This window comes from Demequina sediminis (assembly GCF_030296675.1).
Classification (GTDB): domain Bacteria; phylum Actinomycetota; class Actinomycetes; order Actinomycetales; family Demequinaceae; genus Demequina; species Demequina sediminis.
Genome location: NZ_AP027736.1, coordinates 2,367,020 through 2,391,395, shown reverse-complemented (window position 1 = coordinate 2,391,395; position 24,376 = coordinate 2,367,020). Strand labels below are relative to the sequence as shown.

Below are 24,376 nucleotides of genomic sequence, written 5' to 3'. Positions count from 1 at the left end.
CCTCGGAGGGGGCTGCACCCCTAGGCTGGCGATGTGACCACCATCGACGTTGGGAGCACGTGGGCAGGAACCCACCGGTTTGGCGCCGCCGCGCTGGTCGAGGCGCGGTCCGTCGGCGAGGTCCGCGAGGCGATTCGCCACGCGCCGGGCCGCATCAAGGCGCTGGGAACGCGCCACAGCTTCAACGACCTCGCGGACACCGAGGGCACCCTCATCTGCGTGACGGACTTCCCCGACTCGCCGCTCGTGGACCTCACGAGCCCCGCGGACCCCACCGTGAACGCGCCCGCGGGCATGCGCTACGGAACGCTCGGGGCGTGGCTGCAGGCGCGAGGCTGGGCGCTGCACAACACGGGCTCCCTCCCCCACATCTCGATCGCGGGCGCGACCGCGACGGGCACCCACGGTTCCGGCGTGGGCAACGGCTGCCAGTCGACCGCGCTGCGTCGCCTCGAGTTCGTGGACGCCAACGGCGAGATGCGCGTGGTGCGTCGCGGTCAGCCGGGATTCGAGGGTCTTGCGGTGGGCCTGGGCGCGTTCGGCGTCATCACGGAGGTCACGCTCGGCATCCAGCCCACGTATGACGTGCGTCAGGACGTCTACACCGGGATGCCGTGGGAGGCGCTGCTCGAGGAGACCCCGCAGATCCTCGCCGATGCGTACTCGGTGTCGATCTTCACCACGTGGACCGAGGACACGGTCCAGCAGGTGTGGCGCAAGAGCGGCGTCCACCGCACCACGCCCCCGCCCGACGCATGGCACGGCGCGACGCGCAGCGCCGAGTCCGACGCGCGACTCGTGGGCGGCGACCCCGAGGCGCTCACGCCGCAGGGCGGGCGGCCGGGGCCATGGATCGACCGGCTGCCGCACTTCCGGCTCACGCACACGCCCTCCAATGGCGCGGAGATTCAGTCCGAGTACTTCGTGCCCATGGAGGCGGCGGGCGAGGCGCTCGCCGCGGTGCGCGACCTGGGCGACCGGATCGCCCCGCTCCTGCTGGTGTCGGAGCTGCGCGCCGTCGCGGCCGACGACCTGTGGCTGTCCGGCGCGTATCAGCGCGACGCGCTCACGATCCATTTCACGTGGGGCCCCCATCCCGCGGAGGTCGCGGCGCTGCTGCCCGACCTCGAGGCCGTGCTCGCTCCCTTCGACGCGCGCCCGCACTGGGGAAAGTGGCACGCCTTCGACGCCGCCGCGATCGCCCGCGTGCACCCACGGCTGGCCGACGCCCGCGCGCTGTTCGAGGAACTCGACCCCGACGGGCGGTTCGCGAACGACCACCTCGTACGGCTCGGGGTGCGCGCTTCTCGCGCCGATTCACGGGCCTAGGGTGGTTCCGTGACCGTCCACGCCGCCGCACCCGGGCCGCTGCTCGCCCACACGATCGAGATCGAGGACCCGGGCGACCTCATCGATGCGCTGCCCGAGCCGGGCATCTCGTGGGTGCGCCGTGGCGAGGGGCTGGTCGCGTGGGGAGAGGTCGCGCGCTTCGCGTCGGACGGTGCGGATCGCATCGACGATGCGCAGCACTGGTGGCGTCACCTGTCGCGGCACGCGACCGTGAGGGACGACGTCCGCGCACGCGGAACTGGGCTGGTCGCCTTCGGGTCCTTCGCCTTTGCCGACTCGTCGCCCTCGGGAGGCACGCTCGTGGTCCCCCGCTTCGTGCTCGGCCGGCGCGACGGGAGGTCGTGGTTCACCTCAATCTCCCGCGAGGACGATGCCGTGGTGACCTTGAGCGAGGCCCTCGCCGGGGCATCGTCCCCTCGCGAGCCAGGGGAGGTCGCGGTCGAGGAGGGCGACGAGGCGGCGTGGAACGCCGCCGTCGAGGCCGCCGTCGCGCGGATCAAGGCGGGCGACCTCGAGAAGGTGGTGCTCGCGCGGGCCGTCGAGGCGCGCGCGGAGCGCGACATCGACGTGCGAGTGGTGCTGCGCAGGCTCGCCGACGCGTACCCGATGTGCTGGGCCTTCCACGTCGACGGACTCGTGGGCGCGACCCCCGAACTGCTCGCGCGCGTCGACCACGGACTGGTGACGTCCCGCGTGCTCGCCGGCACCATCCGCATCACGGGTGACGACATGGGCGACCTCGCCCGCGCGGGTGCGCTCGCGCGGTCCTCGAAGGACCGCGAGGAGCACGAGTATGCGGCGCGATCCGTGACGCAGGCCCTCACCGCGCACTGCGCCTCCGTGAATGTGCCCGACGAGCCGTTCGTGCTGCACCTGCCCAACGTCATGCACCTCGCGACCGACATCACGGGTGTGCTGTCGCACAACGTCGCCGCGCTCGAGCTCGTGGGTGAGTTGCACCCGAGCGCCGCGGTGTGCGGCACGCCCACTCTCGCCGCCGCGCGCGTCATCGATGAGCTCGAGGGGCTGGACCGCGGGCGCTACGCGGGACCCGTCGGGTGGATCGACGCCGCGGGGGATGGCGAGTGGTGCATCGGGCTGCGCTCCGCCGAACTGTCCACGCAGGACCCTCGCCGCATGAGGCTGTTCGCGGGATGCGGGATCGTGGCGGCGAGCGAGCCAGGCGCCGAGTGGGCGGAGTCCGAGGCCAAGCTCGAGCCGATGCGCCGCGCGCTGGGCATCGCGGAGGCGGAGCGCGAGATCGAGGTGGCCGAGCCCGAGCCCACATCCGAGCCCGAGCCCGCACCGGAGCCTGCACCGGCGCCCGTGGCTGAACCCGAGCCCGCACCCGCACCCGCACCCAAGCCCGCACCCGCCCGTCCCGCGGAGCCAAGCGTGCAGTTCGACCCGAAGCCCGCGCCCCTGACCGGCGGCGCGACATTCGAGGAGGGCGGCGACGCCGCCTTTCCGACCCTCCGCATCGACGACTCCGAATCCGTCCACATCCCCGTCGTGTCCACCGGCAGCGTGCCCGCCACCCTGTCGTCGCGCGACGCGCGACCCACGACGCAGGCGATCACCGGCTGGGACACCGCGGAGTGGGAGGAGCGGTACCGGTCCCGCGATGCGGTGTGGAACGCCGCTCCCAACGCCCAGCTCGTGACCGAGGCGGCGCGGCTCACTCCCGGCAAGGCGCTCGACGTCGGCTGCGGAGAGGGAGCGGATGCCGTGTACCTCGCGACCCTGGGCTGGGCCGTGACGGCCGTCGACATCTCGGAGACGGCGATCAGCCGCGGCCGCCAGCACGCCGTGAGGGAGTCGGTGGCGGGCAAGGTCGACTGGCGCGTGGCCGACGTCACCACGGCGGGCCTGGGGTCCGGCGAATACGACCTCGTGACCGCGCACTTCGCTCACCCGGAGGCGGGCATCGCGTCGCTGGTGCGGGCGCTCGCCCGCCACGTCGCGCCGGGCGGAGTGCTGCTCGTAGTGGGCCACGACCCTCGCGATCCGCGTGTCGCGGATCACCCGCGGCTGAGCCGCACCGCCTTTCGGGCCGAGGACGCCGCGCTGGGCCTCGACCCCGCCGTGTGGACGGTCGAGGTCGCTGAGGTTCGCGAGCGTACGGCGACCGATCCCGACGGCGCGCCGCTCACGCGCCTCGACGCGGTGCTGAGGGCGCGGCGGATCGCCTGAGCGCGGCGTAGCCACCGCTGTGTGCGGTGCGCCGCGCGCGGTCGGCACTTAGACGCGCGCCTCGATGACCTCGAGCGTGCGCACGGGCACCGCCAGCGCCGCGTCGAGCTGCTCACGCGAACGCACCTCAACGTGAGGCACGCGATAGCCCGCGCACAGCGAGGCGAGATCGGCGCCGTGCGGAGTGGTGAACACGCGCTCGAGGTTGTCCGGCGGGGCCGAGCCGTGCTCGAGGCCGCCGAAGATCGTGCCGCCGCCGTCGTTGACCACGACGATGCGCGCGTACGGCCTCTCCTCGCGCGGGCCCACGAGCAATCCGCCCGCCTCGTGCAGGAACGTGACGTCACCCATGAGTGCGTGCACCGCACGACCCGAGCCAAGCGCGATCCCGCCCGCCGTCGACACCGTGCCATCGATCCCCGCGAGGCCGCGGTTCGCCAGCACCACCGGACCCGCTCCCGCCCGCGCCGCGGGCATGATCCGGTCGAGCGCGCGAATCGGCCCCGACGATCCGACCACTCCCACCGGCCCCTCGGCCGGGCCACCGAGCGAGTCGAGGAACGCGGCCGCGATCACGCGCGGGCCCCAGCCCTCGGGGGCGGCCGGTCGGGCACCTCCCGCGCGCCACTCGGCGAGCCAGGACGCATCCGCGACCACGGCATCGTCCCTCGCCCACCAGGACTCCGGAACCGAGCGGACCACGGCCTGTGCATGCACGGGGGCCTCGCGCCAGCGTGCCCCGAAGCCGGCCACGATCAGCGCCGGCGCGCGCGCGATGAGGGCCTGCACCGCCCGCGTCAGCGTGGGTCGTCCGATCACCACCACCTGGTGGATGCGCTCCGCGAGCGCTTCGCCTGCGGGCGACTCCAGGAGTCGCACGTAGTCAGCGATGCAGTGCGTGCCGGTGCGGGCCCCCGAGGTGGGCTCCGCGAGGAGCGGCCAGCCGTGGGCCTCGGCGACTCGCCTGGCGACGTCGCCCGCCCCGTCCCCAGCGATGACGATGCCCCTGGTCACCGCCGGCAGCGGCGCGGGCCGGGGCGCGGGGACCACGATCGGGATGGCCCCCGACGGGGGCGGCGGCGAGGGCGGGTCGAGCCACACGCCGCCGTCGGCGCCCACCGGCTCGCGAAAGCCGATGTTGAGGTGCACCGGTCCGGCGGCCGCGGCCATGTCGTCGCGGTCGGGCTTGCCGAGTGCGGCGTCGACCGCGCGCTCCGCGAGAGCGGCGGCGCGGGACAGCCCCTCTCCCGGCTCGGGGGCTGGCACGTCCTGCTCCCAGCGCACGAACGCCCCGAAGATGCCGACCTGGTCGGTCGTCTGGTTGGAGCCCACGCCTCGCAGCTCGGCCGGCCGGTCCGCGGTGAGCAACAGCAGCGGCACGCCGGCGTGGTGGGCCTCCATGACCGCGGGCAGCAGATTGCCGACCGCGGTGCCGGACGTCGTCACGATGGCCACCGGGGCGCGGCGGCCCGCGACCTCACGGCCGCGCGCGATCCCGAGCGCGAGGAAGCCCGCCGAGCGCTCGTCGATGCGCACGTGGAGACGCACGCGAGGCGCACCCAGCGGGGGTTGCCACTGCCGGCCTCCGCGAGCGCATGGGCAAGCGCTCCGGAACGGGAACCGGGGCTCAGGACATAGTCCTCGACGCCGTGCTCGGCGAGAGAGGCGATGAGGGCGCGCGCAAACGCGCCCGAGGCGTGGCCGCTCATGCGATCACGTCCAGCGTGACGGGGCCGATCACGCCGCCGCGAGGCACGATCGTCTCGCGCACCGTGTCCGTCGCGAGCAGCGCGCCGGTGCCCAGCCCGCACGCGAAGGGAAGCTCGGGGACCGCGCGCGCCAACGCGACGCCCGCAGCCAGTCCCACCGAGGACTCCATGGCGCTCGACACCACGATCGGCACGTCGTAGCGCTCGACCACGCGCAGGCATGCGGCGACACCGCCCATGGGCGCGACCTTGAGCACGAGGATGTCGGCGGCGCCGGCGCGCATCACGGCATCCGCGTCGCCGGGCAGCCGGACGGATTCATCGGCGGCGATGAGCACGCGGGTGCGGCGGCGTAGTTCGGCCAGCTCCTCGACCGTGCGGCACGGCTGCTCGACGTACTCGAGGCCGGCGCCGCCTCCCGCGCGCGCCGCGGCGTCCAGTTCCGTGAGTGCCTTGACGGCCGTGTCGACGTCCCACGCGCCGTTCGCGTCGACCCTCACCCGCCCGCCGGGGCCCAAGGCGACGGCCACGGCCTCGACGCGCCGGGCATCGTCCCTCAGGGAAACCGTGCCCGCGACCTTCACCTTGGCGGTGGTGCAGCCGCCCGCGGTCGCGAGTTGCGCGGCGCGCCCTGCCGGGACCTCAGGGACGATGCTGTTGACGGGGACCGTGTCTCTCACCGGCGGCGCCCACTCCCCCGGGCGGCCTCCATGGCCGCCTCCCACCAGCGCGACGCGCGCTCGGGGGTGTAGTCGGGGAACGGCGAGTACTCGCCCCACGCCTCGCTGCCGTCGGGCGCACGGCCCTTGATGAGGACTCCGCTGCGCTCGGTGACGCCGCGAAAGCGCGTCGACAGCTGAACGCGGAAGGGGCGGAACTCCATGGGGTCAGCCTAGGGCCGTCGCACCCGAGACTCCCCCTCACGGACGAAGCCCGTGAGACGCGCGGGAGCGGCCCCACTACCCTGGCGGCATGAGCGATATCCCGGCCCAGGTCTCCGATCTCATGGACCCGCGCGAGTGGCGCGCGATCGATGGCTTCCCCGACTCGGACATCACGTATCACCGCTGGGTCTCGCGCTCGGAGTCGGGCGAACAGGACCTCCCCGCCGTGCGCATCGCGTTCAACCGGCCGGAGGTGCGCAACGCCTTCCGCCCGCAGACGGTCGACGAGCTCTACCGCGCAATCGACCACGCGCGTCAGACCGTGGACGTCGCGGCCATCATCCTCACCGGCAACGGGCCCGCCGCAGACGGCGTGCACGCGTTCTGCTCGGGGGCGATCAGCGCATCCGCGGCCGCGACGGCTACCTCTACGAAGGCTCCGCAGCCGACGCTCCCGCGTACGGCGGCCGTCTCCACATCCTCGAGGTCCAGCGCCTCATGCGCACCTCGCCCAAGGTGACCATCGCGGCCGTCAACGGCTGGGCGGCCGGCGGCGGTCACTCGCTGCACGTCGTGGCCGACCTCTCGATCGCGTCGCGCGAGCACGCGCGGTTCAAGCAGACCGATGCCAACGTGGGTTCCTTCGACGCCGGTTACGGCAGCGCGCTGCTCGCACGCCAGGTGGGCGACAAGCGCGCACGCGAGATCTTCTTCCTGGCGAGGGAGTACTCGGCGGACGATGCCGCGGCGTGGGGCGCCGTCAACGAGGCCGTCCCGCACGGGGAACTGGAGGCGCGCGCGCTCGAGTACGCGCGCATCGTCGCCACGAAGTCGCCGCAGGCGATTCGCATGCTGAAGTTCGCGTTCAACCTCGCCGACGATGGCCTCGCGGGGCAGCAGGTCTTCGCGGGCGAGGCAACTCGCATGGCGTACATGACCGACGAGGCGCAGGAGGGGCGCGACGCGTTCCTCGAGCGTCGCGAGCCCGACTGGCGGAAGTTCCCTTACGCGTACTGAGGCGCGGCGTCAGCTGATGTCGATCGCGGTCGAGTGTGAGACGCCCTCGTTGGGCACCAGCTCGATCCACGTCTGACCGGGCATGAAGGAGACGGGCTCGCCGTCGGCCGTGGTGATCTCGAAGGGGTCGAACTGGCCGGCCTTGCTCCACTCGATCGGGATGTACTTGTCGCCCGAGGCGAGGTAGCCGGCGCCCGAGCGGCCCGCCAGCAGCGTCTCGGGCACGGAGGACTTGGCGTCCCCGGAGGTGTAGCGCACGCTCACCCACATCATGAGGACGTTCGTGGCGGACAGCTGCGTGCCGTCGTCGGTCACGTGCGGAGCCGTGTCCTCGTACCTCATCCACAGGCCCTTGGCATCGTCCCAGCGCCACTCGGGCAACGCACGAGGCGACATCGTGATGTCGAGGCGAGCGGCGCTCTCGCCCACCCGCTGGGCCGTGGCGGTCTCGGCCGGGTAGGCGAACGCCCACTGCTCGTCGGGCGCGGGCATGTCGGCGGCCTGCGCGGCAAACTGCTCGGGACGGCCGTGCAGATTGTGCGGTGCGGAGCGCCCGCTCTTGCGATAGAAGCCGCTCGAGCCGACGTCCTCGGCGAGGAGCTTCTGGCCGCTGTTGCGGGCATCGTCGATGAAGCGGCCCTGGGCGCCCGAGAAGATCAACGGCCCGCCGAAGGAACCCATGATGTTCTTGTCCATGGGTCGCATCGAGCGGATCGGCCCCACCGAGTCCGGGTAGTCCGAGTGGAAGACCGCAACCAGGCGCGAGATGCCGTACTCGACGTACTCCTCGACCACGATGTCCGCGCGGTGGAGGTTCTCCTGCGGGCGCGCCTGCTCCGTATTTTCGATCTTGATCGACAGCGCGGGACGGTCAAGGTCTGCGGCGGCGGCGCCCTCGGCATCCAGGCCGGTCAGCGGCCACACCACGTCGGGACGCGGGTCCTCGGGGGCCGGCGGCAGCGCGATCGCGGAGGAGCTCGGCTCGAGAGAGACTGTCGCCTGGGGCCCGGAGGTGGTGGCGGGCGCGCACGCGGCGAGCGCGAGCAACGCCACGGCCGCGAGAGTTCCGCCGATGCGCGTGGTGGTCATGCCCAGCAGTGTAGGCGCGTCCTGGGGCGGCGTTCCTCAGGCGCGGCGGTGGGGATGACGGTCGCCGCGGCATGTTGTGTCGCCGCTGGTATTCGGGCGTGGTGAACGAACTGGTGACAGTCGGGTTTAGGCCGCGAGGGTCACGGCGGGTCTCATGGTGGTCTCGAACTCGACGGGGGTCAAGCTTCCGAGACGGTCTTGCGGTCGGCGGTGGTGGTAGGTCCGCTCAATCCAGGCCACGATCGCGAGGCGTAGTTCCTGGCGAGTGTGCCAGCGTCGCTGGTTGAGCACGTTGGTCTGCAGCAGGGACCAGAAGGACTCCATCGCGGCGTTATCCCCGGCGGCACCGACGCGGCCCATCGAGCCGACCATGCCGTGACGGTTCAGCGCCTTGGCCATCTTCCGGGAACGAAACTGGCTGCCCCTGTCCGCATGCAGAATGCAGCCGGCGACGTCACCGCGGCGGGCGACGGCGATCTTGAGGGCGTCGACGGCGAGCTCGGCGGGCATCCGATCGGCGATCGAGTAGCCCACGATCCGACCCGAGTAGACGTCCTTGATCGCACAGCAGTACAGCTTGCCTTCGTTCGTCCAATGCTCCGTGATGTCCGTCAGCCACACCCGGTTAGGGGCATCCGCGGTGAAGACCCGCTTGACGAGGTCATCGAACACAGGCGGGCCGGAACGCTTGCCCTTGCCGCGCCTTCGTCGCTGCGCCGCCGACGTGATCCCCGCCTGGGAGCACAGCTTCCACGCCGTCCGTCGGCTCATCCGCCAGCCGACCCTGCGGGCTTCGCCAGCGAGGAACCGGTAGCCGAACGTCGGGTCATCCACATGAGCGTCCCACAAGGCGTTGACGCAGTGAGCCTGCACCCACTCGGTCTCGGTCACGGGATCAGCCAGCCCTACTATCGGTGGCTGGACAGCCCTGTCACTGATGCTGAACTCGTCGCCGCGCATCGCGCTAACGCCCTGCACGACGCCCACCTAGACGACCCCGAGTTCGGTTACCGGTTCCTCGTCGACGAAGCCCGCGACGCAGGCCAGCCCATGGCCGAGCGCACCGGCTGGGCGATCTGCCGGGACAACGGCTGGTGGTCCACCTTCGGCAAGCGTGGCCGCGGCAAGCACAAGAAGGCCGGCCCTGCCGTGCACGACGATCTCGTGCAACGCATCTTCACCGCGACAGCACCCAACCAGGTGTGGCTGACCGACGTCACGGAACATTGGACCGGTGAGGGCAAGGTCTACCTATGTGCGATCAAGGACCTGTACTCCAACCGCATCGTGGGCTACTCCATCGACTCGCGCATGAAGTCCCGTCTGGCCGTCAACGCGCTCAACAATGCGGTCGCACGCAGGGGTGACCTGACTCGTGCCACCGGGGTGTGTCAGTCCAGGGTGATGTCGAGGGCGTCGAGGATGGCTTGGGCGGGCTTGGTGATGGGGTCGCGGGCGATGTGGTCGTGGCCGGCGATGCGGACGGTGATCTGCTGAATGGGTTTCAGCGCGTGGAGGATCTTCCTCACCGTCAGCCCGGTCGCGGTGTTGAGGTAGCGGCTGATCGCGAGGGCTGCGAACACGATCGTGAGGTGCGCTTGCGAATCGCGTCGCGCGTGTGGTGGAACATGGGCCGCGCCTTCAGGTCCGTTTTCGACATTCGGAATGACTGCTCGACGTGCCATAGGTCGTGATAGCTGGACATGACCTCGGCCGCGGGCATCACGCTCGCGGGGATGTTCGTGACGTAGCCCTTCAGCCCCACCAAGCGTCGCGCCCGCGCCAGCGACGCCTCGTCGATCTTGCGGGAGCCGCTCACGGTCTTCACGAAGCGTGGCATGCGGGCGGCCTTGTCGCCGGCGACGACGTCCCGGGCGCGTTCTTCCTGCAAGGTCAGGGTGCGGTTGTCGCGCACGGCACGCTTGCCGGAGTACGCCCATACCGCCCGCCACGAGTTGTCATGCTCGGGCTTCCAGATGGGTTCGGCCTTGACCATCGGATCGGACGCGCCGGCCTTGGTGCGTCCGTGGCGGGGTGTGGTGGTGTCGATGACCTGCCCGTCGTGAAAGGCGTCGCCATGCCACCGGAAGTGCGACTCGAGATCGACCGGTGCCTTGGTCGTGCGGGACCCGACGATGAAATGCAGTCCCGCGTCGTCGAGCTCGCGCAGGTTGGTCGCTGACAGCATGCCGGCGTCGGCGACGACCACGAACCCTTCGAGGGAGTGACGCTGACGGAACTGGTTCACGATCGGGACCAGCGTGAGGGTCTCGGCCTTGTTGCCCTCGAAGCAGCCGATCTCGAGTGGGAAACCGTTCCTATCAACCAGCAGTCCGACGACGATCTGCGGGTCGATGCGCCGCTCTTTCGAATAGCCGACCTTGCGCAGGGCGTCTTCGTCTTCGGCTTCGAAGTACAAGGTCGTGACGTCGTACAGGCACAAGCTGATGTCGCCCACGGATGAGGCGTGGGCGAAGCAGGCATCGGCGATGAGGGAGCGGTAGTCGCGCTCCTGGGCGCGTTGCAGGGAGCGGAACATGGTCCGCAGCGACGCGTGAGTGATCCCGAGTTCACGCAAGACGCGCAGCGAGTCGGCCTTCGAGGTCGGCTCGATCAGACGCGCCAGCACGAGTTGCGCGAACGCGTCGTCGTCGACGATGTCGAAGCCCAGATCCGTGTACGCGGCCTGAAGTACCTGCCACAACACCGCATTCGACTTTGACGTGATGTCCACCGCCCCCGGCTGACCCTCAGCCGGGTGGGGGCTGACGCCGTCGAGCGTGAGCTCGCCTTGGCCGGGGTAGAGCTTGCCGCGCGCGACCGCCATCAGCGCCGCGAGCTCAGCATCATCGTGCGCGGTGCCGACGTGCTCGAGCACCACGTCACGACCCGCACGCCGTTCCGCGATCTGGACCTTCACCGCCCCCGACCGGCCCGGGGACTTCCGCACGAACACCACATCCCCGACCGTACCGCGCACCGGGGTGTGTCAATCACGACGCTCGAAACTCAACTACCAGGCTGAATACTCACGGGAACCGGCGATCAGCGAAAAGTGGCACGAGTCAGGCTAACGATGCAATCGCTGACAGCCCAACCACGAGTGCGAAAGTCAACACGGGGGGCATCAGGGACGATGCGGCGGAAAAAGGACGATGCGCCCGTTCCGTCCGGCAGTGGCCGGGACGGACGTCACGCCTCGCCGAGCACCAGCCCCAGCTCGGTCAGCTCCGCGACGAACTCCCGCACCTGTGCGGCCACCTCCTCGACCGGGGCGCCGTAGCCCTCGGCCAGCTCGGCCACGATCTCGGACTCGGTCAGCGTCCCGTCGATCCGCACCCAGATCTCGAAGGCGGTGCCCTCGAACACGTAGGGCACCTGCTGCTCCTCGAGCCGCGGCAGGTTCAGGACCGTCGCGCGGTCCTCAGAGGTGACCTCCGCGAGGCCCTCGTGGCGGGTGAGCGGGGACGGCGCGGTCATGGGTTCATCCTGCCGGATAGCTAGCCAAGATCGGCGAGCGGCGACTCGGAATCGACGAGTCGCTCCGCGATGAGCTGCGCCCCGTACTTCGTCAGGTGGACCCGGTCGGGCGAGAGCGGATTCCCGGCGCCATCGAACACCGGGACGGTGACCCCATCACCCCCGAGCAAGCGGATCACGTCGACATAGTTGGGCACTACCGGCGCCAAGGCGTCGTTGAGCTCGACGGTGCCATCGAGCACCTCCGTGCGGGCGGTGGGCCGCTCGTCCATGGGCACTCGAGCGAACGCGTTGAGGTTCCACCCGAAGTTCTTGGTGCCGAACACGTAGACCTCCGCGGGATCGAGGCTCTGCAGCACGTCGACCTGCCCGAGAACCCCATCGACGGTGCCGCCTTGGACCGCCAGCACCACCACGGTGTCGGGCGTGACGGAAGCTTGAAGCAGAGCGACATCCAGCGTTTCGGCGTAGGCGATGCGGCCCTCGAGTCCAGGATTGGCCTCGAGCAGCACGTTGGCCGCATCACGACCGAAGCTGTTCCCGATCACCAGTACGTCGGGATCCGGGGTGCTCCGGCCGATCCCACCGCAACGTCGCGGATGCTCTCGTTGTAGCTGATGTAGACGTCGCCGCCGGCTTCGATGTTGGGGAACGCACGCTCGGGGTATCCCTGATTCACGTGCCATGCCAGCCCGAGCGCGATGATCCCCGCCGCAGCTGGCACCAATGCAATCGCGAGGAGCCGCCCGCTCACCCGCTTCGGGTCCCTGAACGGGGTCTCGATGAAGCGCCAGGACAGCCAGCTCAACGCGAGGATCGGGAGAACGAGCAACCCCAGCAACCACGGGCTGGGTTCCGACACCGACGCCACCCGGATGAAGGCGAAGACAGGCTGATGGATCAGGTACGCCGAGTAGCTGATGAGACCTATGACCACCATCGGCTTCCACGAGAGCGCCGGACGCACCACCGAATCGGAACCTCCCCACACCAGGATCGCCGCGGCGCCCAGCACGGGCACGAGCAGCCACATGCCGGGCGACAGCACGCTCTGATCGAAGACCAGGATCGCACCTAGAACCGCGGCGAGACCCAGGGTGGGGAGCACCCGCTCGATACGCCTGCCCGAGGGCCGAACGAACGTCGCCAACGCACCGGCGAGCAGTTCCCACGCACGGTACTGGGGCAGGTAGAACGCCATGTCCGGGTCCGACCTCACTCCCGCGACCGCGAGCACCAGGCTCCCGACCGCCAAGGCAGCAAGCACAGCCACCACGGCACCCGTACGACGCCGCACTGCCCACAGCACGATCGCCAGGATCAGCGGGTACACCAGGTAGAACTGCTCTTCGACGCCGAGGCTCCACGTGTGAAGCAGGGGCTTGAAGGCGCTCTCAAGCTCCCAGTAGCCGCTCGTCATCGCAAGAAGGATGTTGTTCGCGCCGAACATGGTCGCCACTGCGCTCTGCCCGAAGTTCTGGATGAAGTCCGGGAACATCAGCATCCACGCGAACGGGAAGGATGCGGCGACCACGACAGTCAGCGCTGGAAGAATCCGTCGCACACGGCGGAGGTAGAACTTGCGGAAGGAGAAGGTGCCCTCGCGATGCTCGCGACGCAGGATCCCTGTGATCAGGTAACCCGAGATCACAAAGAAGACATCGACCCCGACCCACCCGCCGCCGAACAGACCGAAGCCCGCGTGCCCGAGGATGACCGCAAGGACGGCGACTGCCCGGAGCCCATCGATGTGAGCGAGATAGTGGGGTGCGCGGCTCCGCGACCCAAGTCCGGCACGCTCCTCGGTGGCGGTGGCTGTCACGCATCTCCTCCCAAGCTGTGTCGACGCGGCATGCTAGCACCCGCGCATTTCGTCGGCGTGACGGGCGCCCATGCCGCTTCGACCGGCCTTGAACGACATCGACCGGCGGCCCCGTCACACTCCGGTCGGCACGGGCCCCAACTGAATCAGCTGGGCGACGAAGTCGTGCACCTCGGGGGCGATCTCGTCAGCCGGCGCCTCGTAGCCCTCGGCGAGCTCGATCACGATCTCCTGCTCGGTGCGCGTGCCGTCGATCCGGATCCAGATCTCGAAGGCGGTGCCTTCGAAGATGCAGGGCACCTGTTGCTCCTCGAGGCGAGGGAGGTTGAGCACCGTGGCGCGGGTGTCCGAGGTGACCTCAGCGAGGCCCTCGTGGCGGGTGAGCGGGGACGGCGCGGTCATGGGTTCATCCTGCCTGATACGCGCCGCAGCGGTCAGCGGATCATGAAGTCCCGTAGCTACGCCGCGGTGACGGTGACCGAGATCGTGGCGTTCACAGGGCCACCCCGGAGTTGCCGCTAAGCGCGAACACGAGGTCCTCGCTGACAAGGTCGTCGCTGCTGCCCCATGTGCGACGGAACGCGAGCGTCGCGGACGCCGGCGAAGTGCCCGCGACCAGGTTGCCCCCGAGGTATGTGAAGACGCCATTCGAGTAGCTCCACAAGGTGGTATCGAACCCGCTGACATTTGCGTTACGCGTGGTCTTCGGCCAGGTCACCACAGTCACCGTGATTGGCGACGCCAGGTATGCGCCACCGGCCCCTCCCATGGGGTCCGCCACGTTGACGGCAAGGCTCACGTCGACAAGCCCGCGGTTCGTACCGTCTTCGACCGTCGACTCGGCGCTCTAGTCAGAGAAGGAAACGGTGGGCTTGGTGCCCGGCGATGCGGCGACGGATGACGAGGATGTAGCGATCAGGATCGCGGGCGTAGCCCAGGCGGCACCCCGGACGATACGTCGTCGAGAGATTCGCGCGTCGGCGATGTCAGTCCCGGTCAGGACCCCCAGTATTGGCTCCGCGTGTCAGTCGCTTGGCGCACACAGGCTATGAGGCCTCGGCGCCGATTTCAAGTTACTGAACACAAGTGCGCCATATGTCTGGAATGGGGCGCGCGGCGCGCGACTCCCCGCCTAGGCCACGACGACCCGTCGGACCGATGCGGCATGCTCAGTCACGGCCCCGTGGATCATCGCAGCAAGGATGATCTCCGTGCCCGCTATCCGCGTGCCCGGCTCGAGTCCGAGCCGCGCCGTGATGCCGGCGCTGCCGCAGTGCCCGAGAGCGCCCTCGTAGGTGAAGGTCGCGCGGCCGCTGCCGGCGTCGACCATGAGTGTCCAACCCTCCTCGGCTCCGCGGTCGAGCAGGTGCCATGCGGGATCGGCCTCGAACCACACGCCCGGGGCGTCGACGGTGAGCGTCGCACGGCGGATCGGGGGCCGTCGGCAGATTCGAAGACCACGCTCGCGCGCAGGAACAGCGCGGCGGAACCGTCGCCCGCGGCCTCCATCGCGGCGAGGTCGGAAAGGTGCAGCTGGCCGATCGGCGCGGGCGCGACCGGGGTCCCGTGCGAGGCGCCGCCGGCGAGCGTGGCTTCGAGAAAAGTGGTCGGCGTAGCGGCCGCCATTCGGCGCGCCTGGCCCTGAGTCAGATGTGCGTCCACCGGGCCCTCTCCCGTAGTCAAGCCGGGCGCCCCCTCAGGCACCGCGGCCGCCGTCGAGCCTGACAGACGCAAATTACCGCGTCACGCGGCTCGCGCGAAAGTGCAAGTGCGCAAAGTCTCACTGGGGAACATCAGGGGCGATTCGCACGTATGGGTTGACCCTCAAGCGGCCTGTGGCACAAGCGCAAGCACCACGACCGTCACGACCACCATTCCTACGATGATGATCGCCCACCCAGGAGCGCCTCCATGGTCGCGTGCAAGCCAAGGCTTGTCGATGGACCTGCGTTGCCGAACGTGTCGATAGCCCATGTGAATCCCCCCAAGGCCCCTCATCGCTGTAGGGGGATAGTAAAGGGGCAAAACGGACAAGCACCATAGGTGGCAGTGAAAGTTCACGGGACTTTTACACCACATTCGTCCGGCCCTGCCCGACAATGCAGCGGCCGCTTCAGCCACCTTGCGAGGAGCACCGGTGTTTCCTCACCGAAACGAACAGCAACACGCTTCCCGGCTACCGCACAGCGCGAGATAGCGGTTGGACCTCACGGGCCGAGGGCTAAACCATGCCGCCCAAGTGAGTGCGGGACGGCCCGCATGGTTCGACTGCGAGGGACCGCGTCAGGGCGTGAGCGCGGTCACGTTTGCAGAACCTCCCGAGTAGGAGGCCGACACCGAAACGGCGTTCGCCGGGAAAGTTGCCGGGTGCGCGCCACCAAGCGAGACGGTCAACGAGGGCACGGTGTCCGCGTTCGCGAGAGCAACCGCTCGAGTGAACACGACGGTAGCGGTAGAGCCTGAAGGCGTGATGATCGGGTCGGACCAGCCAGTGCCAGCGTAGGTCACGTGGCTGTCACCGCTGGTTCCAAGAGTGAGCTGCCGGTACTTACCGAAGCCGTTGGATGCGAGGTGGACAACGAACGTCGCAACGATCTGAGTGATGTTGTAGGAGCTGTCGTTGTTCACACGCTGGATGCCGGTGACGTCACGAGTATGCGTGCCCGTGCCGCCAAGCGTGACCACGAGCGTCGGGGCGATGTTGTCAGAGCCGTTCGCGGCCGCGGGCACCGCGGTCGCCAGCACAATGGCAGGCGTCGCCCACGCGGCTCCCTGGATGATCCTGCGTCGCGAGACTCCGGCAGTCTGAGTAGTGCCCCTTAGAGTGGTGTAGCCCTCGGCGGTGGCAAGCCTCCTCGTAAATGAGGAAGCGGCCACCGTGAGGACCTTCGAGTTCACCCTTGCAAAGTTCTCTCGAACGGAACATCACGATGACCGCACCCCACATTGTCGACCCTGCCCGCGTACTGGGCAATCTCCTCACGGACGCATCGCCGGACATGATGCGATCCCTGTTGCAGACCATGATCAACGCGCTGCTCAGCGCCGACGCGGACGCCGTCTGCGGAGCCGAATGGGGCCAACCGTCGGCTGACCGGCAGGCGCAGCGCAACGGCTACCGCCACCGGCCCCTCGACACTCGGGCCGGCACGATCGACGTCGCCGTGCCCAAGCTCCGGTCGGGCACGTATTTCCCCGAGTGGCTGCTCGAGCGGCGCAAGCGCGCCGAGTCCGCGCTGATCACCGTCATCGCGGACTGCTACCTCGCCGGCGTCAGCACGCGACGCATGGACAAGCTGGTGAAGACCCTCGGAATCGATGGGCTGTCGAAGTCGCAGGTGTCACGCATGGCCCAAGATCTCGACGAACACGTCGCCGCATTCCGCCACCGGCCGTTGTCGGAGTCGGGTCCGTTCACGTTCGTCGCCGCCGACGCGCTCACGATGAAGGTCCGTGAGGGCGGCCGCGTCATCAACGCCGTGTGCCTGGTCGCCACCGGCGTCAACGGCGACGGCCACCGCGAAGTCCTCGGACTCCAGGTCGCCACATCAGAAACGGGCGCGGCGTGGAACACCTTCTTCGCCGACCTCGTCGCCCGCGGACTGGCCGGCGTCCGCCTCGTCACGTCCGACGCGCACGCTGGACTCGTCGAGGCCATCGCGGCGAACCTGCCCGGAGCGGTGTGGCAGCGCTGCCGCACCCACTACGCGGCGAACCTGATGGCGGTCACGCCCAAGCACGCGTGGCCGGCCGTGAAGTCCATGCTGCACTCCGTGTACGACCAGCCCGACGCGGCATCCGTGCACGCCCAGTTCGACCGCCTGCTGGACTACGTCGAGGACAAACTCCCCGCCGTGTTCGCCCACCTCGAGGCAGCCCGCGACGACCTCCTCGCGTTCACCACTTCACCTAAGGACGTGTGGACCCAGATCTGGTCCAACAACCCCGCCGAGCGCTTGAACAAGGAGATCCGTCGTCGTACCGACGCCGTTGGGATCTTCCCCAACAGGGACGCCATCATCCGGCTCGTCGGCGCAGTCCTGGCCGAGCAGACCGACGAGTGGGTCGAGACCAAGCGCTACCTCGGACTCGAAGTCCTCGCCCGCTGCCGCCTCACCGCCGTGCCCAACACCGGCATCGAGGAGGTGACCGAAACCCTCGCACTCACCGCCTGACGAAGGAACCCGCTACACCACTCCACGGGACTTGACCGCAGTCTGCTCGGTCATGTGGTTCCTCCGTCGTATTGGCGGCTGCCCCTCAGCGGCCGATGCACAGCCCCAAGGGTAAAGGACCTGCGATACGTGTGACAAGCGCCACGCGGCGAAAAACGCCCTACCGTGTTATCGACAAGACGGCGCGTTCCTGAAGTGCAGCGAGCACCTCGCGCACGGCCGCACCGGGATCGCCGGAGGGTGGCGCACCGAACACTCCCTCGAGGTACGAGGTCAGCGCGGCAACGGTGACACCGTCACCGGTGCAGTACAGCGCCGCCTCCGACGCCAACGGCGAGAGCAACGTGACGTCGTTGCCCACGAGCACCAGCACCTGTCCATCGCGCTCGAGCAGGTCGTCCCAGGCGGCGCTCACGACCGCATCGTCCGGAATCATTCGCCGCCCCCGAGAAGCCCCGGCACCATGGGTAGCACCGTGCGGACATCGCGGTAGGTGAGACGCGACAGCCCGCCGACAGCGTCGACAAGGTCGGACAGCGCGTGAAGCCTGCCGGGCGTCTTCGACAGGTACGACATCTGCTCGGCCAGGATCGCGATCCCCTCCAGATGATCGATCGGCGTGATCGCCGGCTCCTCGGGCCCGTCCTCTCGGCGATCGAGGATCACCAACCGGCGCAAGCGCAGCGGCACGTCGGGCAAGACTGCCAGATCGAGCGAGTCCGCGCCCCACTGCTCCTTGATGTGGGTCAGCGAGTCGATCACGGACAGCGGCTTGGGATACGGCAACACCGTCAGGTCGCCGGGCGAGATCGCAAGGGTCTCGTCCGTGACGTAGCCGTAGTGAGCGCCCAACGTCCGCGACAGAGTGGTCTTGCCGGTGCCCGACGGCGCGACGAACCCCACGACGGAGCCGTCCGGTCCCGCGAGTCCGGCGGCGTGGAGCATGATCAGTGTCCCCACGCGCGCCTCGATCGCGCGGACGGTGACGGCGGAGCTGAGGAAGTGCAGTGCCGTGTCGACGTCCGGGTAGGCGAGCGCTCCGGACAGGCGCGCTCGGGCCAGCACCGCATCGTCCGCGTCGACCACCACGGACACGGTGGTCTCGGGGTCACGGTCCTCGACCAGGCACCGTCCCCACGCACGGTGACCCGCCGTGGCCAGGGCGTCGCGCTCGGAGCCGGAGCACACGATCCCGACCGCGACACCGAAGGCGTCGACGGTGCACGTGGGCTCCGCCGCGCTCTCCCGCCGCTCCCCGGCGGTGCCGATGGGCCGCACGGGCGCCATGGACGCCCAGATCTCCGCGATCCACCGTGTCGCCTGGTCGATCGCATCGCACGCGGCGCGCATCCGCTCCTCGAAGTCGTCCCAGTCGGGCAGGTCGAAGTCGTCGGGCACATCGGCGGTCCGCAGGCGCGCCTCGAGCAGCCGCGGGTGATCGGGCAGAGGGGCGGCGTCGACCACCTCCTCGTAGAGGAAGCCGATCTCCGACAGGGTGAAGGCGCGGCCGCGGGCCCGGGGGTAGCGCAGGCAGAGCTCGTCGCGCTCCCACCACGTGCCGCAGAACACCATGCTGGCGGCCTCGACCATCGCCTCGGAGACCGAGCGGGTGCGGAAGCCGTGGGCGTTGCCGCCGAGCCGCTCGATCTGGGCGGCGGCCGTGGGGTCCATGCGCTGGCCGTCGTCGGCGTTGAGACCCGCCGACGTCACGCGGATCACGTCCGCGGGGATGCCGTGGCGGGACAGGTGGTGGCGGAGCATGCGCTCGCCCACGGCGGAGCGCCCCTGGTTGCCCGTGTCGACGATGAGGACGCGGAACGCGGTCCCGGACTGCCAGGGTATGTCAGGACCGCTCGGCGCGCCGAGCACACGCGACAGGCAGAGTGACGCGCATGGTCACAGATACCTGGAACTCAATGTTGTCCCTCGCTTCGCCACTGGTGTGCTCGCTCGTCAGTGTAGGCGAGCGTTCCGAGCGCATCGACACGCGGGACGATGCACCCCGCCAGGACCGGTCGCACTCGCGCCTAGCCGCGCACGTCACCGCTAGTTCGCCAGGTGCGCCGGATCGCGCCGGGCAGTTGCGCGAAGCCGCGCGCGAGGCGGCGACCTCGGAGCGTGGCGACCGCCCATCGCGAACGCCCCTGGTACGCGTAGCCAGCGATCAACTCCTCGCGCTTGGGCCAGAGAAGTCGCAGCGCTAGCCCAAACCGGGACCCCCACGTCCGACATACAGCGCGGCGACAGCCTGCGATACGAGGGTGCCGCCGCCGCTGGTGCGGAGGTCCCACTCGAGCTCTGCGGAAGTGGAAGGCGCGGGCCGCGGTGCACCGCCCCGGGTAGCGAGGACGGGCGCCATAGCGTACGCCGCACCCGACTGCCCGGCCAGTCGCGCGAGCGACTCTCGCTCAGCCACAGGCAGCGCTTCGACCGTGCGGATGATGCGCTCGACTTCCGCATCCGTGGAACCGGCACCTACGGACGCACGGAGTGAGCTGAGGGACTCCACCACCAGCGCACCCAACCTGTCGGGGGCCCAACAGCTCACGCCCGCTGCCTCGAGCGGCTCGCGGCGCTCCCACAGGGAGTCGAAGGCGCGGTCAGCGCCCTTGGTGAAACCGGGGAACTCGTGGTGAAGGTCAATGGCGATCGGCCATCCGGGATGGACCAGCGTCTCGGCGTGACCCACCACCGTTTGCGTCGCCGCCATGGTCGTGGTCGCACTCCACCCGCGCGGGCGAGCGCTTGGCGGGCGGCCGTGGCCTGCTCGGCCCGCACCAGCACATCAACATCGGCGGACCACTTGGGCGGACGTAGCCCGCGCAGATCCGCGACGGCACCCTTGATGACAAGGCAGTCAATTCCCGCCGTCCCGAGCGCGTGACCGACCGCCGCTGCGAGCAGCATCCACACCGCTCGATGTGTGTCGGCGCCGCTCTCCATCAGCCCCGTGCACGGTGCTTCGGCTGCGCCGGGGGGACGATGCTATCCCAGCCCTGGGTGGGGAGCTTCGTCTCCTGTGCCTGCGCCTGGGGGTGGAGGGCGTGCGGTCGCGGCGAGGCGCCTTGGGGTCGGCGTACTCGTAGTCGTAGGCGTAGGCGTACTTGTCCTTGTGCGCGCCCTTGCGTGGGACCGCGTCGAGGATCACTCCGAGGGCGCGGCCGTTGACCCGGTCGAACGCCTGCAATGCCTTATCGAGCACGTCGATGGTGGTCCGGCCCGCGCGGGCCACCACCACCGCGCCGTCGGTGCGGGCGGTGAGAATTGCGGCGTCGGTCACGGGGATCAACGGCGGTGTGTCGACTAGGACGATCGCGTCCTCGGGGAAGCTGTAGAGCAGCGTCCGCATGGCACCCGAGCCAAGCAACTCCGAGGGGTTGGGCGGGATCACGCCGGCGGCCATGACGTAGAGGTTGTCGGTAGGCCCGTACGGCTGGAGAACCTCCTCAGCGCGAACACGGCCGACCAGCACGTCGGTCAGGCCGGCGCCGTCGGGCAGGCCCAGGTTCGTGGCGAGCGTGGGGCGACGGAGGTCCGCATCGATCAGGACCACGTTGGTGCCGGACTCGGCGATCGCCTCGGCCAGCTTGTAGCTGACCGTGGACTTGCCGTCGCCGGGAAGCGAGGACGTCACCACGATCACCCGTGGCGGGTTGTCCACGTCCAGGAACATGAGATTGGTGCGGAGTTGGCGCACCGCCTCCTTCATGGCGAAGTCCGATGTGGCGCGGACGGGGCCCATCTTGGCAACCGACTCGTCGAACGGGAGGGCGCCCACCACGGGGATGTCGAACTCTCGCTCGACGTCCTCGGCGGAGCGCAGGCGGCGGTCGAGCGTGGCGCGAGTGAAGGCGAGAGCGACGCCTATAGCGAAACCCGCGAGCAGGCCGATCGCAGCCGCCTGCTTTTCATTGGGAGCAAATGGCGCGCCCGGCGTGTTCGCCGAATCGAGCGTCTGCAACGCGACCACGGACTCCGCGCCGTCCTCAGCGCCCGTGCCGGTGCCGCTCTCGAGTTCCGCGACCACTTGCGTCATGCCGTAGATCCACGCTTCAGCGAGCGCGCGTGCATCCTCGGCGTCGGTCCAGTCGCTGTGACTCGTAGCAACGCCGTCTCGCTCGGGTTAGAAACGGTGACACGGCCCGCCAAACCGCCAGTGTTGACGCCGGCCCCCAACTGCTCCGCGGCGTACTCGGCGACGCGACCGGACTTCGCGACGTCCAGGTATGACTTGACTCGCGACTTTGCGTAACTGTCACCCACCGTGGCGTCACCGAGCGAGGTCGAGGCTCCGGTGGTGATGATCGCGGAGCCGGTCGAAGCGTAGACCTTGTCCTGCGTGAGAGTCCAACCGAAGGCGAGCGCGCCGCCCAGAATCGTGAGGAGCACCACGATCAGCCAGTGCGCGCGCAGCACCTGCACGGTGTCTCTGAATTCCACTGTTCCCCGTCCAGTCGGCGATCTCGCGCCAGTGTACTTGGCCCGAAGGCGCAAGGACGCTACCACCCCGCGTCCGCGCCGCACGAGAAGCGCCTGACTTGCCGCGGTGTGAGCGCGTTCTGCACAATCATGTTCGATTTCCGGCGAGCCGCAACGCGAGCCCGGGTGGGGGCACAACCCCTAGACGTATACACTGACATGTCAAGTCTTGACGCACAGGCGAGGGGGCGACCATCCATTCCCTATCGGCGGCCCGCACAATGCGCGTGGGTCGGCGCGGCGGTTCGCCTCGCGAAGCCTTGACAGCTAGTCGCCAGCAGAACATCACCTCGAGAGCCAATCGCTTCCTGGTTCTGGTCGCCGTCATCTGGGGCCTCGAAGGTGCCCTGCGCAAGTGGGTCCCTGGCATGGACCAGATGGGAGCCGTGGCGCGAGACGCGCTTCTGGTCGGAGTCCTCGCCCTGTTCTACGTGCTCGGAGCACCGCGCCGGGAGAACCGCGTATGGCCCATCGTATGGATCGCCACCGCCTTCCTTGCCGTCCATGGCCTGCTAAATGTGATCATCGGCAACACGACTCTCCACGTTACGGCGCTCGGCATGCGCTCCTACTTGGTTCCGCTGCTCGTGGTCGCGTTCGCCTTGACTTACGCCGATTCGAGGGCGCTCGAGCCGGTTCGCGTGGCCCTAAGTCTCCTCGTTCTGGTCAACGTGGCAATCGTGATCGTCCAGGTTCGCAGTGCTCCCTCCGCAGGCATCAACCTCGAGATCAGCGGAATCGACGCGCACTTCGTGAACCCCGGTGGCGTGGTTCGCGCTACGGGCACGTTCGCTGCGGTCTCTGGCCTCGCGTCGTTCCTTCCAGTTGGACTGGCGCTATCCCTCGGCGGAGTCCTGGATAGCGCTCGATTCCGAGCCGTCCACGCGGCAGCAGCGTTGTCGTGTGTCGTAATTGCAGCAGTGGGAGGATCGCGCGGCGCACTCGTAGGCGCTGCGATCGTGGGCGCGGCGGCTGTGGCCGTTCTTGCCGCACGCTTGACATGGCACTCTTGGACGGGCTTGTTGGCCATCACAGGAGCCGCGGTGACCGCCGCGTACGTTGTCGCGCAAACGTTGCCGCAAGTCATCGAGTCATTTGGTGCACGAGTGGAGAATGCTGCCAACGTCGAGTCTCCCTCCGGGCGCGTGGGGAACGGCATCTTCGGCTTCCTCGCCACGGACTTCCCGGTGCTCGGCCACGGCGCAGGTTCGCATAGCAGTGGGGGCTTCGCGCTCGCTGGACAGGACTGGCAGGAAGAGGAGAAGTTCCGCTGGGTCTTCGAACTTGGCATTGTCGGATATGCACTCGCGATCGCTTCCCTGATCGCGGGCCTCATTGGTGTCGTCTACCTCATCGGCTCGCTTCGCCGCGCGAGCGCAACGCATCTGTTGACCGTTGCTGCGGTCACCACCGTCGTGCTCTATGGCGGAATAACCCAACAGCCGACGACTCAAGGGGCTCTCGGCATCATGGCGGTCGCGCTCTGGATGACCCGGCCCGCGGACCCGGACGCTGACGGGGCGAGTCCTCCTCATCAGCGTCGCATTGCGACGACACCAAGACGCGCAGGGAGCACCCGGAGCAGTTTCCGAGTTCGGCATCGCGCCTGAGCCCATCGCAAACGGCACACCAAGCGCCAGAACGACCAATCCGGGAAAGGACCCAAAACGCCCATGGCGAGGATCGACATCGTGTTCCCCGGAGCTCACCTACCCCAGGACGGCATCGGCGATCACACGCGCTGGCTCGCGGAGGGACTTGGCGTCCGGCATGACGTGACCGTACTCGGCCGCGGAAAGGGTGGGGACATCCCCAACGCTGAGTACGCTGACGTATGGGGGCTCGACCGCTTCGAGACCTCGGAGGCCTACGTCGCTACCTTTCTACCCAGCACCCAGACCTCCTCGTGATTCAGTTCGAGCAATTCAGTTACGGCCCTCGTGGCTTCAATCCCGATTTGCCGAGGGTCGTGCGCTGGGCGCGAAGGACGATGCCTCGAACACGAGTCCTCGTGTTTATGCACGAGACCTACACCATGCCAACCAGAGCAGGTACCGCCGCAATGTGGACTTATCAACGTCCTCAGGCGCGAGGACTGGTGCGGAATGCCTCCCAGGTGTTCCACTCATGCGATGGCGGTCTAAGCCGGTTGGGGAAGCTCAACCGTGCGTCTTCTGT

General features: G+C 69.0%; 22 protein-coding genes and 3 pseudogenes. 7 read left to right on the top strand and 18 right to left on the bottom strand.

The genetic code is table 11. The features are described 5' to 3' along the window. The first annotated feature begins 33 nt into the window (after positions 1-33). Together QUE44_RS12250 and QUE44_RS12245 are read left to right on the top strand one after the other, a co-directional pair. Positions 34-1,329, top strand: a complete 1,296-nt coding sequence (locus tag QUE44_RS12250) for a D-arabinono-1,4-lactone oxidase (RefSeq protein ID WP_286214876.1) — start codon at positions 34-36, stop codon at positions 1,327-1,329. 9 nt (positions 1,330-1,338) lie between these two features. Next, positions 1,339-3,543, top strand: a complete 2,205-nt coding sequence (locus QUE44_RS12245) for an isochorismate synthase (RefSeq protein WP_286214875.1) — start codon at positions 1,339-1,341, stop codon at positions 3,541-3,543. A gap of 48 nt (positions 3,544-3,591) precedes the next feature. Here the strand turns inward: QUE44_RS12245 and menD are convergent, their stop codons facing one another. From menD to QUE44_RS12230, 3 genes are all read right to left on the bottom strand, one after another. After that, the gene (gene menD / locus QUE44_RS12240; RefSeq protein WP_286214873.1) at positions 3,592-5,091 is read right to left on the bottom strand and encodes a 2-succinyl-5-enolpyruvyl-6-hydroxy-3-cyclohexene-1-carboxylic-acid synthase; all 1,500 of its coding nucleotides are present in this window, start codon (positions 5,089-5,091) and stop codon (positions 3,592-3,594) included. Positions 5,092-5,248: 157 nt separating this feature from the next. Then, positions 5,249-5,932, bottom strand: a complete 684-nt coding sequence (locus QUE44_RS12235; RefSeq protein WP_286214872.1) for an enolase C-terminal domain-like protein — start codon at positions 5,930-5,932, stop codon at positions 5,249-5,251. Next, positions 5,929-6,135 carry a hypothetical protein gene (locus QUE44_RS12230; RefSeq protein ID WP_286214871.1) on the bottom strand — a complete coding sequence of 69 codons (207 nt, stop codon included), beginning with the start codon at positions 6,133-6,135 and terminating at the stop codon, positions 5,929-5,931. Before QUE44_RS12230 ends, QUE44_RS12235 begins: the two co-directional genes overlap by 4 nt. Before the next feature lie 89 nt (positions 6,136-6,224). Here QUE44_RS12230 and QUE44_RS12225 point away from each other — a divergent pair. Then, a pseudogene (locus QUE44_RS12225) lies at positions 6,225-7,153 on the top strand (1,4-dihydroxy-2-naphthoyl-CoA synthase). A gap of 9 nt (positions 7,154-7,162) precedes the next feature. Here the strand turns inward: QUE44_RS12225 and QUE44_RS12220 are convergent. Together QUE44_RS12220 and QUE44_RS12215 are read right to left on the bottom strand one after the other, a co-directional pair. Then, complete coding sequence (locus QUE44_RS12220; RefSeq protein ID WP_286214869.1) at positions 7,163-8,242, bottom strand: DUF3048 domain-containing protein; 1,080 nt, start codon at positions 8,240-8,242, stop codon at positions 7,163-7,165. Between the two features lie 126 nt (positions 8,243-8,368). Further along, positions 8,369-9,142, bottom strand: a pseudogene (locus tag QUE44_RS12215) (IS3 family transposase); the annotation flags it as partial. Between the two features lie 150 nt (positions 9,143-9,292). Here QUE44_RS12215 and QUE44_RS12210 point away from each other — a divergent pair. Continuing rightward, positions 9,293-9,739, top strand: a complete 447-nt coding sequence (locus QUE44_RS12210) for a DDE-type integrase/transposase/recombinase (protein WP_286214868.1) — start codon at positions 9,293-9,295, stop codon at positions 9,737-9,739. Here the strand turns inward: QUE44_RS12210 and QUE44_RS12205 are convergent. The 8 genes and pseudogenes from QUE44_RS12205 to QUE44_RS12170 all read right to left on the bottom strand — a co-directional run bounded on the left by QUE44_RS12205 (position 9,634) and on the right by QUE44_RS12170 (position 16,442). Further along, positions 9,634-11,201 (bottom strand): annotated as a pseudogene (locus QUE44_RS12205) (IS1634 family transposase). The gene QUE44_RS12210 and the pseudogene QUE44_RS12205 overlap by 106 nt on opposite strands. Positions 11,202-11,434: 233 nt before the next feature. Then, on the bottom strand, positions 11,435-11,722 hold the full coding sequence (locus tag QUE44_RS12200; RefSeq protein ID WP_286214864.1) for a PqqD family protein: 288 nt from the start codon (positions 11,720-11,722) through the stop codon (positions 11,435-11,437). 20 nt (positions 11,723-11,742) lie between these two features. Continuing rightward, positions 11,743-12,270 carry an SGNH/GDSL hydrolase family protein gene (locus QUE44_RS12195; protein WP_286214863.1) on the bottom strand — a complete coding sequence of 176 codons (528 nt, stop codon included), beginning with the start codon at positions 12,268-12,270 and terminating at the stop codon, positions 11,743-11,745. Further along, positions 12,267-13,544 (bottom strand): acyltransferase family protein, encoded by a 1,278-nt coding sequence (locus QUE44_RS12190; RefSeq protein WP_286214862.1) that lies wholly within the window; start codon positions 13,542-13,544, stop codon positions 12,267-12,269. Before QUE44_RS12190 ends, QUE44_RS12195 begins: the two co-directional genes overlap by 4 nt. A 114-nt stretch (positions 13,545-13,658) precedes the next feature. Then, on the bottom strand, positions 13,659-13,946 hold the full coding sequence (locus tag QUE44_RS12185) for a PqqD family protein (protein ID WP_286214860.1): 288 nt from the start codon (positions 13,944-13,946) through the stop codon (positions 13,659-13,661). Between the two features lie 91 nt (positions 13,947-14,037). Further along, positions 14,038-14,343 carry a hypothetical protein gene (locus QUE44_RS12180; protein ID WP_286214859.1) on the bottom strand — a complete coding sequence of 102 codons (306 nt, stop codon included), beginning with the start codon at positions 14,341-14,343 and terminating at the stop codon, positions 14,038-14,040. Positions 14,344-14,676: 333 nt separating this feature from the next. Continuing rightward, positions 14,677-14,940: a hypothetical protein gene (locus QUE44_RS12175; RefSeq protein WP_286214858.1), complete on the bottom strand. Its 264-nt coding sequence runs from the start codon at positions 14,938-14,940 to the stop codon at positions 14,677-14,679. A gap of 887 nt (positions 14,941-15,827) precedes the next feature. Then, on the bottom strand, positions 15,828-16,442 hold the full coding sequence (locus QUE44_RS12170) for a hypothetical protein (RefSeq protein ID WP_286214857.1): 615 nt from the start codon (positions 16,440-16,442) through the stop codon (positions 15,828-15,830). A 32-nt stretch (positions 16,443-16,474) separates the two neighbouring features. Between QUE44_RS12170 and QUE44_RS12165 the strand changes: the two genes are divergently transcribed. After that, positions 16,475-17,719 carry an IS256 family transposase gene (locus tag QUE44_RS12165; protein ID WP_286214856.1) on the top strand — a complete coding sequence of 415 codons (1,245 nt, stop codon included), beginning with the start codon at positions 16,475-16,477 and terminating at the stop codon, positions 17,717-17,719. A 160-nt stretch (positions 17,720-17,879) separates the two neighbouring features. On the opposite strand, the gene QUE44_RS12160 is transcribed toward QUE44_RS12165, so the two are convergent. From QUE44_RS12160 to QUE44_RS12140, 5 genes are all read right to left on the bottom strand, one after another. After that, a complete protein-coding gene (locus QUE44_RS12160; RefSeq protein ID WP_286214854.1) occupies positions 17,880-18,134 on the bottom strand; it encodes a hypothetical protein in 255 nt (84 codons plus the stop codon). A gap of 17 nt (positions 18,135-18,151) precedes the next feature. Then, positions 18,152-19,588 carry an arsenate reductase/protein-tyrosine-phosphatase family protein gene (locus QUE44_RS12155; protein ID WP_286214852.1) on the bottom strand — a complete coding sequence of 479 codons (1,437 nt, stop codon included), beginning with the start codon at positions 19,586-19,588 and terminating at the stop codon, positions 18,152-18,154. A 331-nt stretch (positions 19,589-19,919) separates the two neighbouring features. Further along, complete coding sequence (locus QUE44_RS12150; protein ID WP_286214850.1) at positions 19,920-20,429, bottom strand: hypothetical protein; 510 nt, start codon at positions 20,427-20,429, stop codon at positions 19,920-19,922. 147 nt (positions 20,430-20,576) lie between these two features. Further along, positions 20,577-21,755, bottom strand: a complete 1,179-nt coding sequence (locus QUE44_RS12145; RefSeq protein ID WP_286214848.1) for a tyrosine-protein kinase domain-containing protein — start codon at positions 21,753-21,755, stop codon at positions 20,577-20,579. After that, on the bottom strand, positions 21,752-22,159 hold the full coding sequence (locus tag QUE44_RS12140) for a YveK family protein (RefSeq protein ID WP_286214847.1): 408 nt from the start codon (positions 22,157-22,159) through the stop codon (positions 21,752-21,754). Before QUE44_RS12140 ends, QUE44_RS12145 begins: the two co-directional genes overlap by 4 nt. Before the next feature lie 266 nt (positions 22,160-22,425). Between QUE44_RS12140 and QUE44_RS12135 the strand changes: the two genes are divergently transcribed. After that, on the top strand, positions 22,426-23,808 hold the full coding sequence (locus QUE44_RS12135) for a hypothetical protein (RefSeq protein ID WP_286214846.1): 1,383 nt from the start codon (positions 22,426-22,428) through the stop codon (positions 23,806-23,808). Between the two features lie 63 nt (positions 23,809-23,871). Next, positions 23,872-24,108, top strand: coding sequence for a hypothetical protein (locus QUE44_RS12130; RefSeq protein ID WP_286214845.1), 237 nt, complete (start codon positions 23,872-23,874; stop codon positions 24,106-24,108). Positions 24,109-24,376 lie beyond the last annotated feature (268 nt).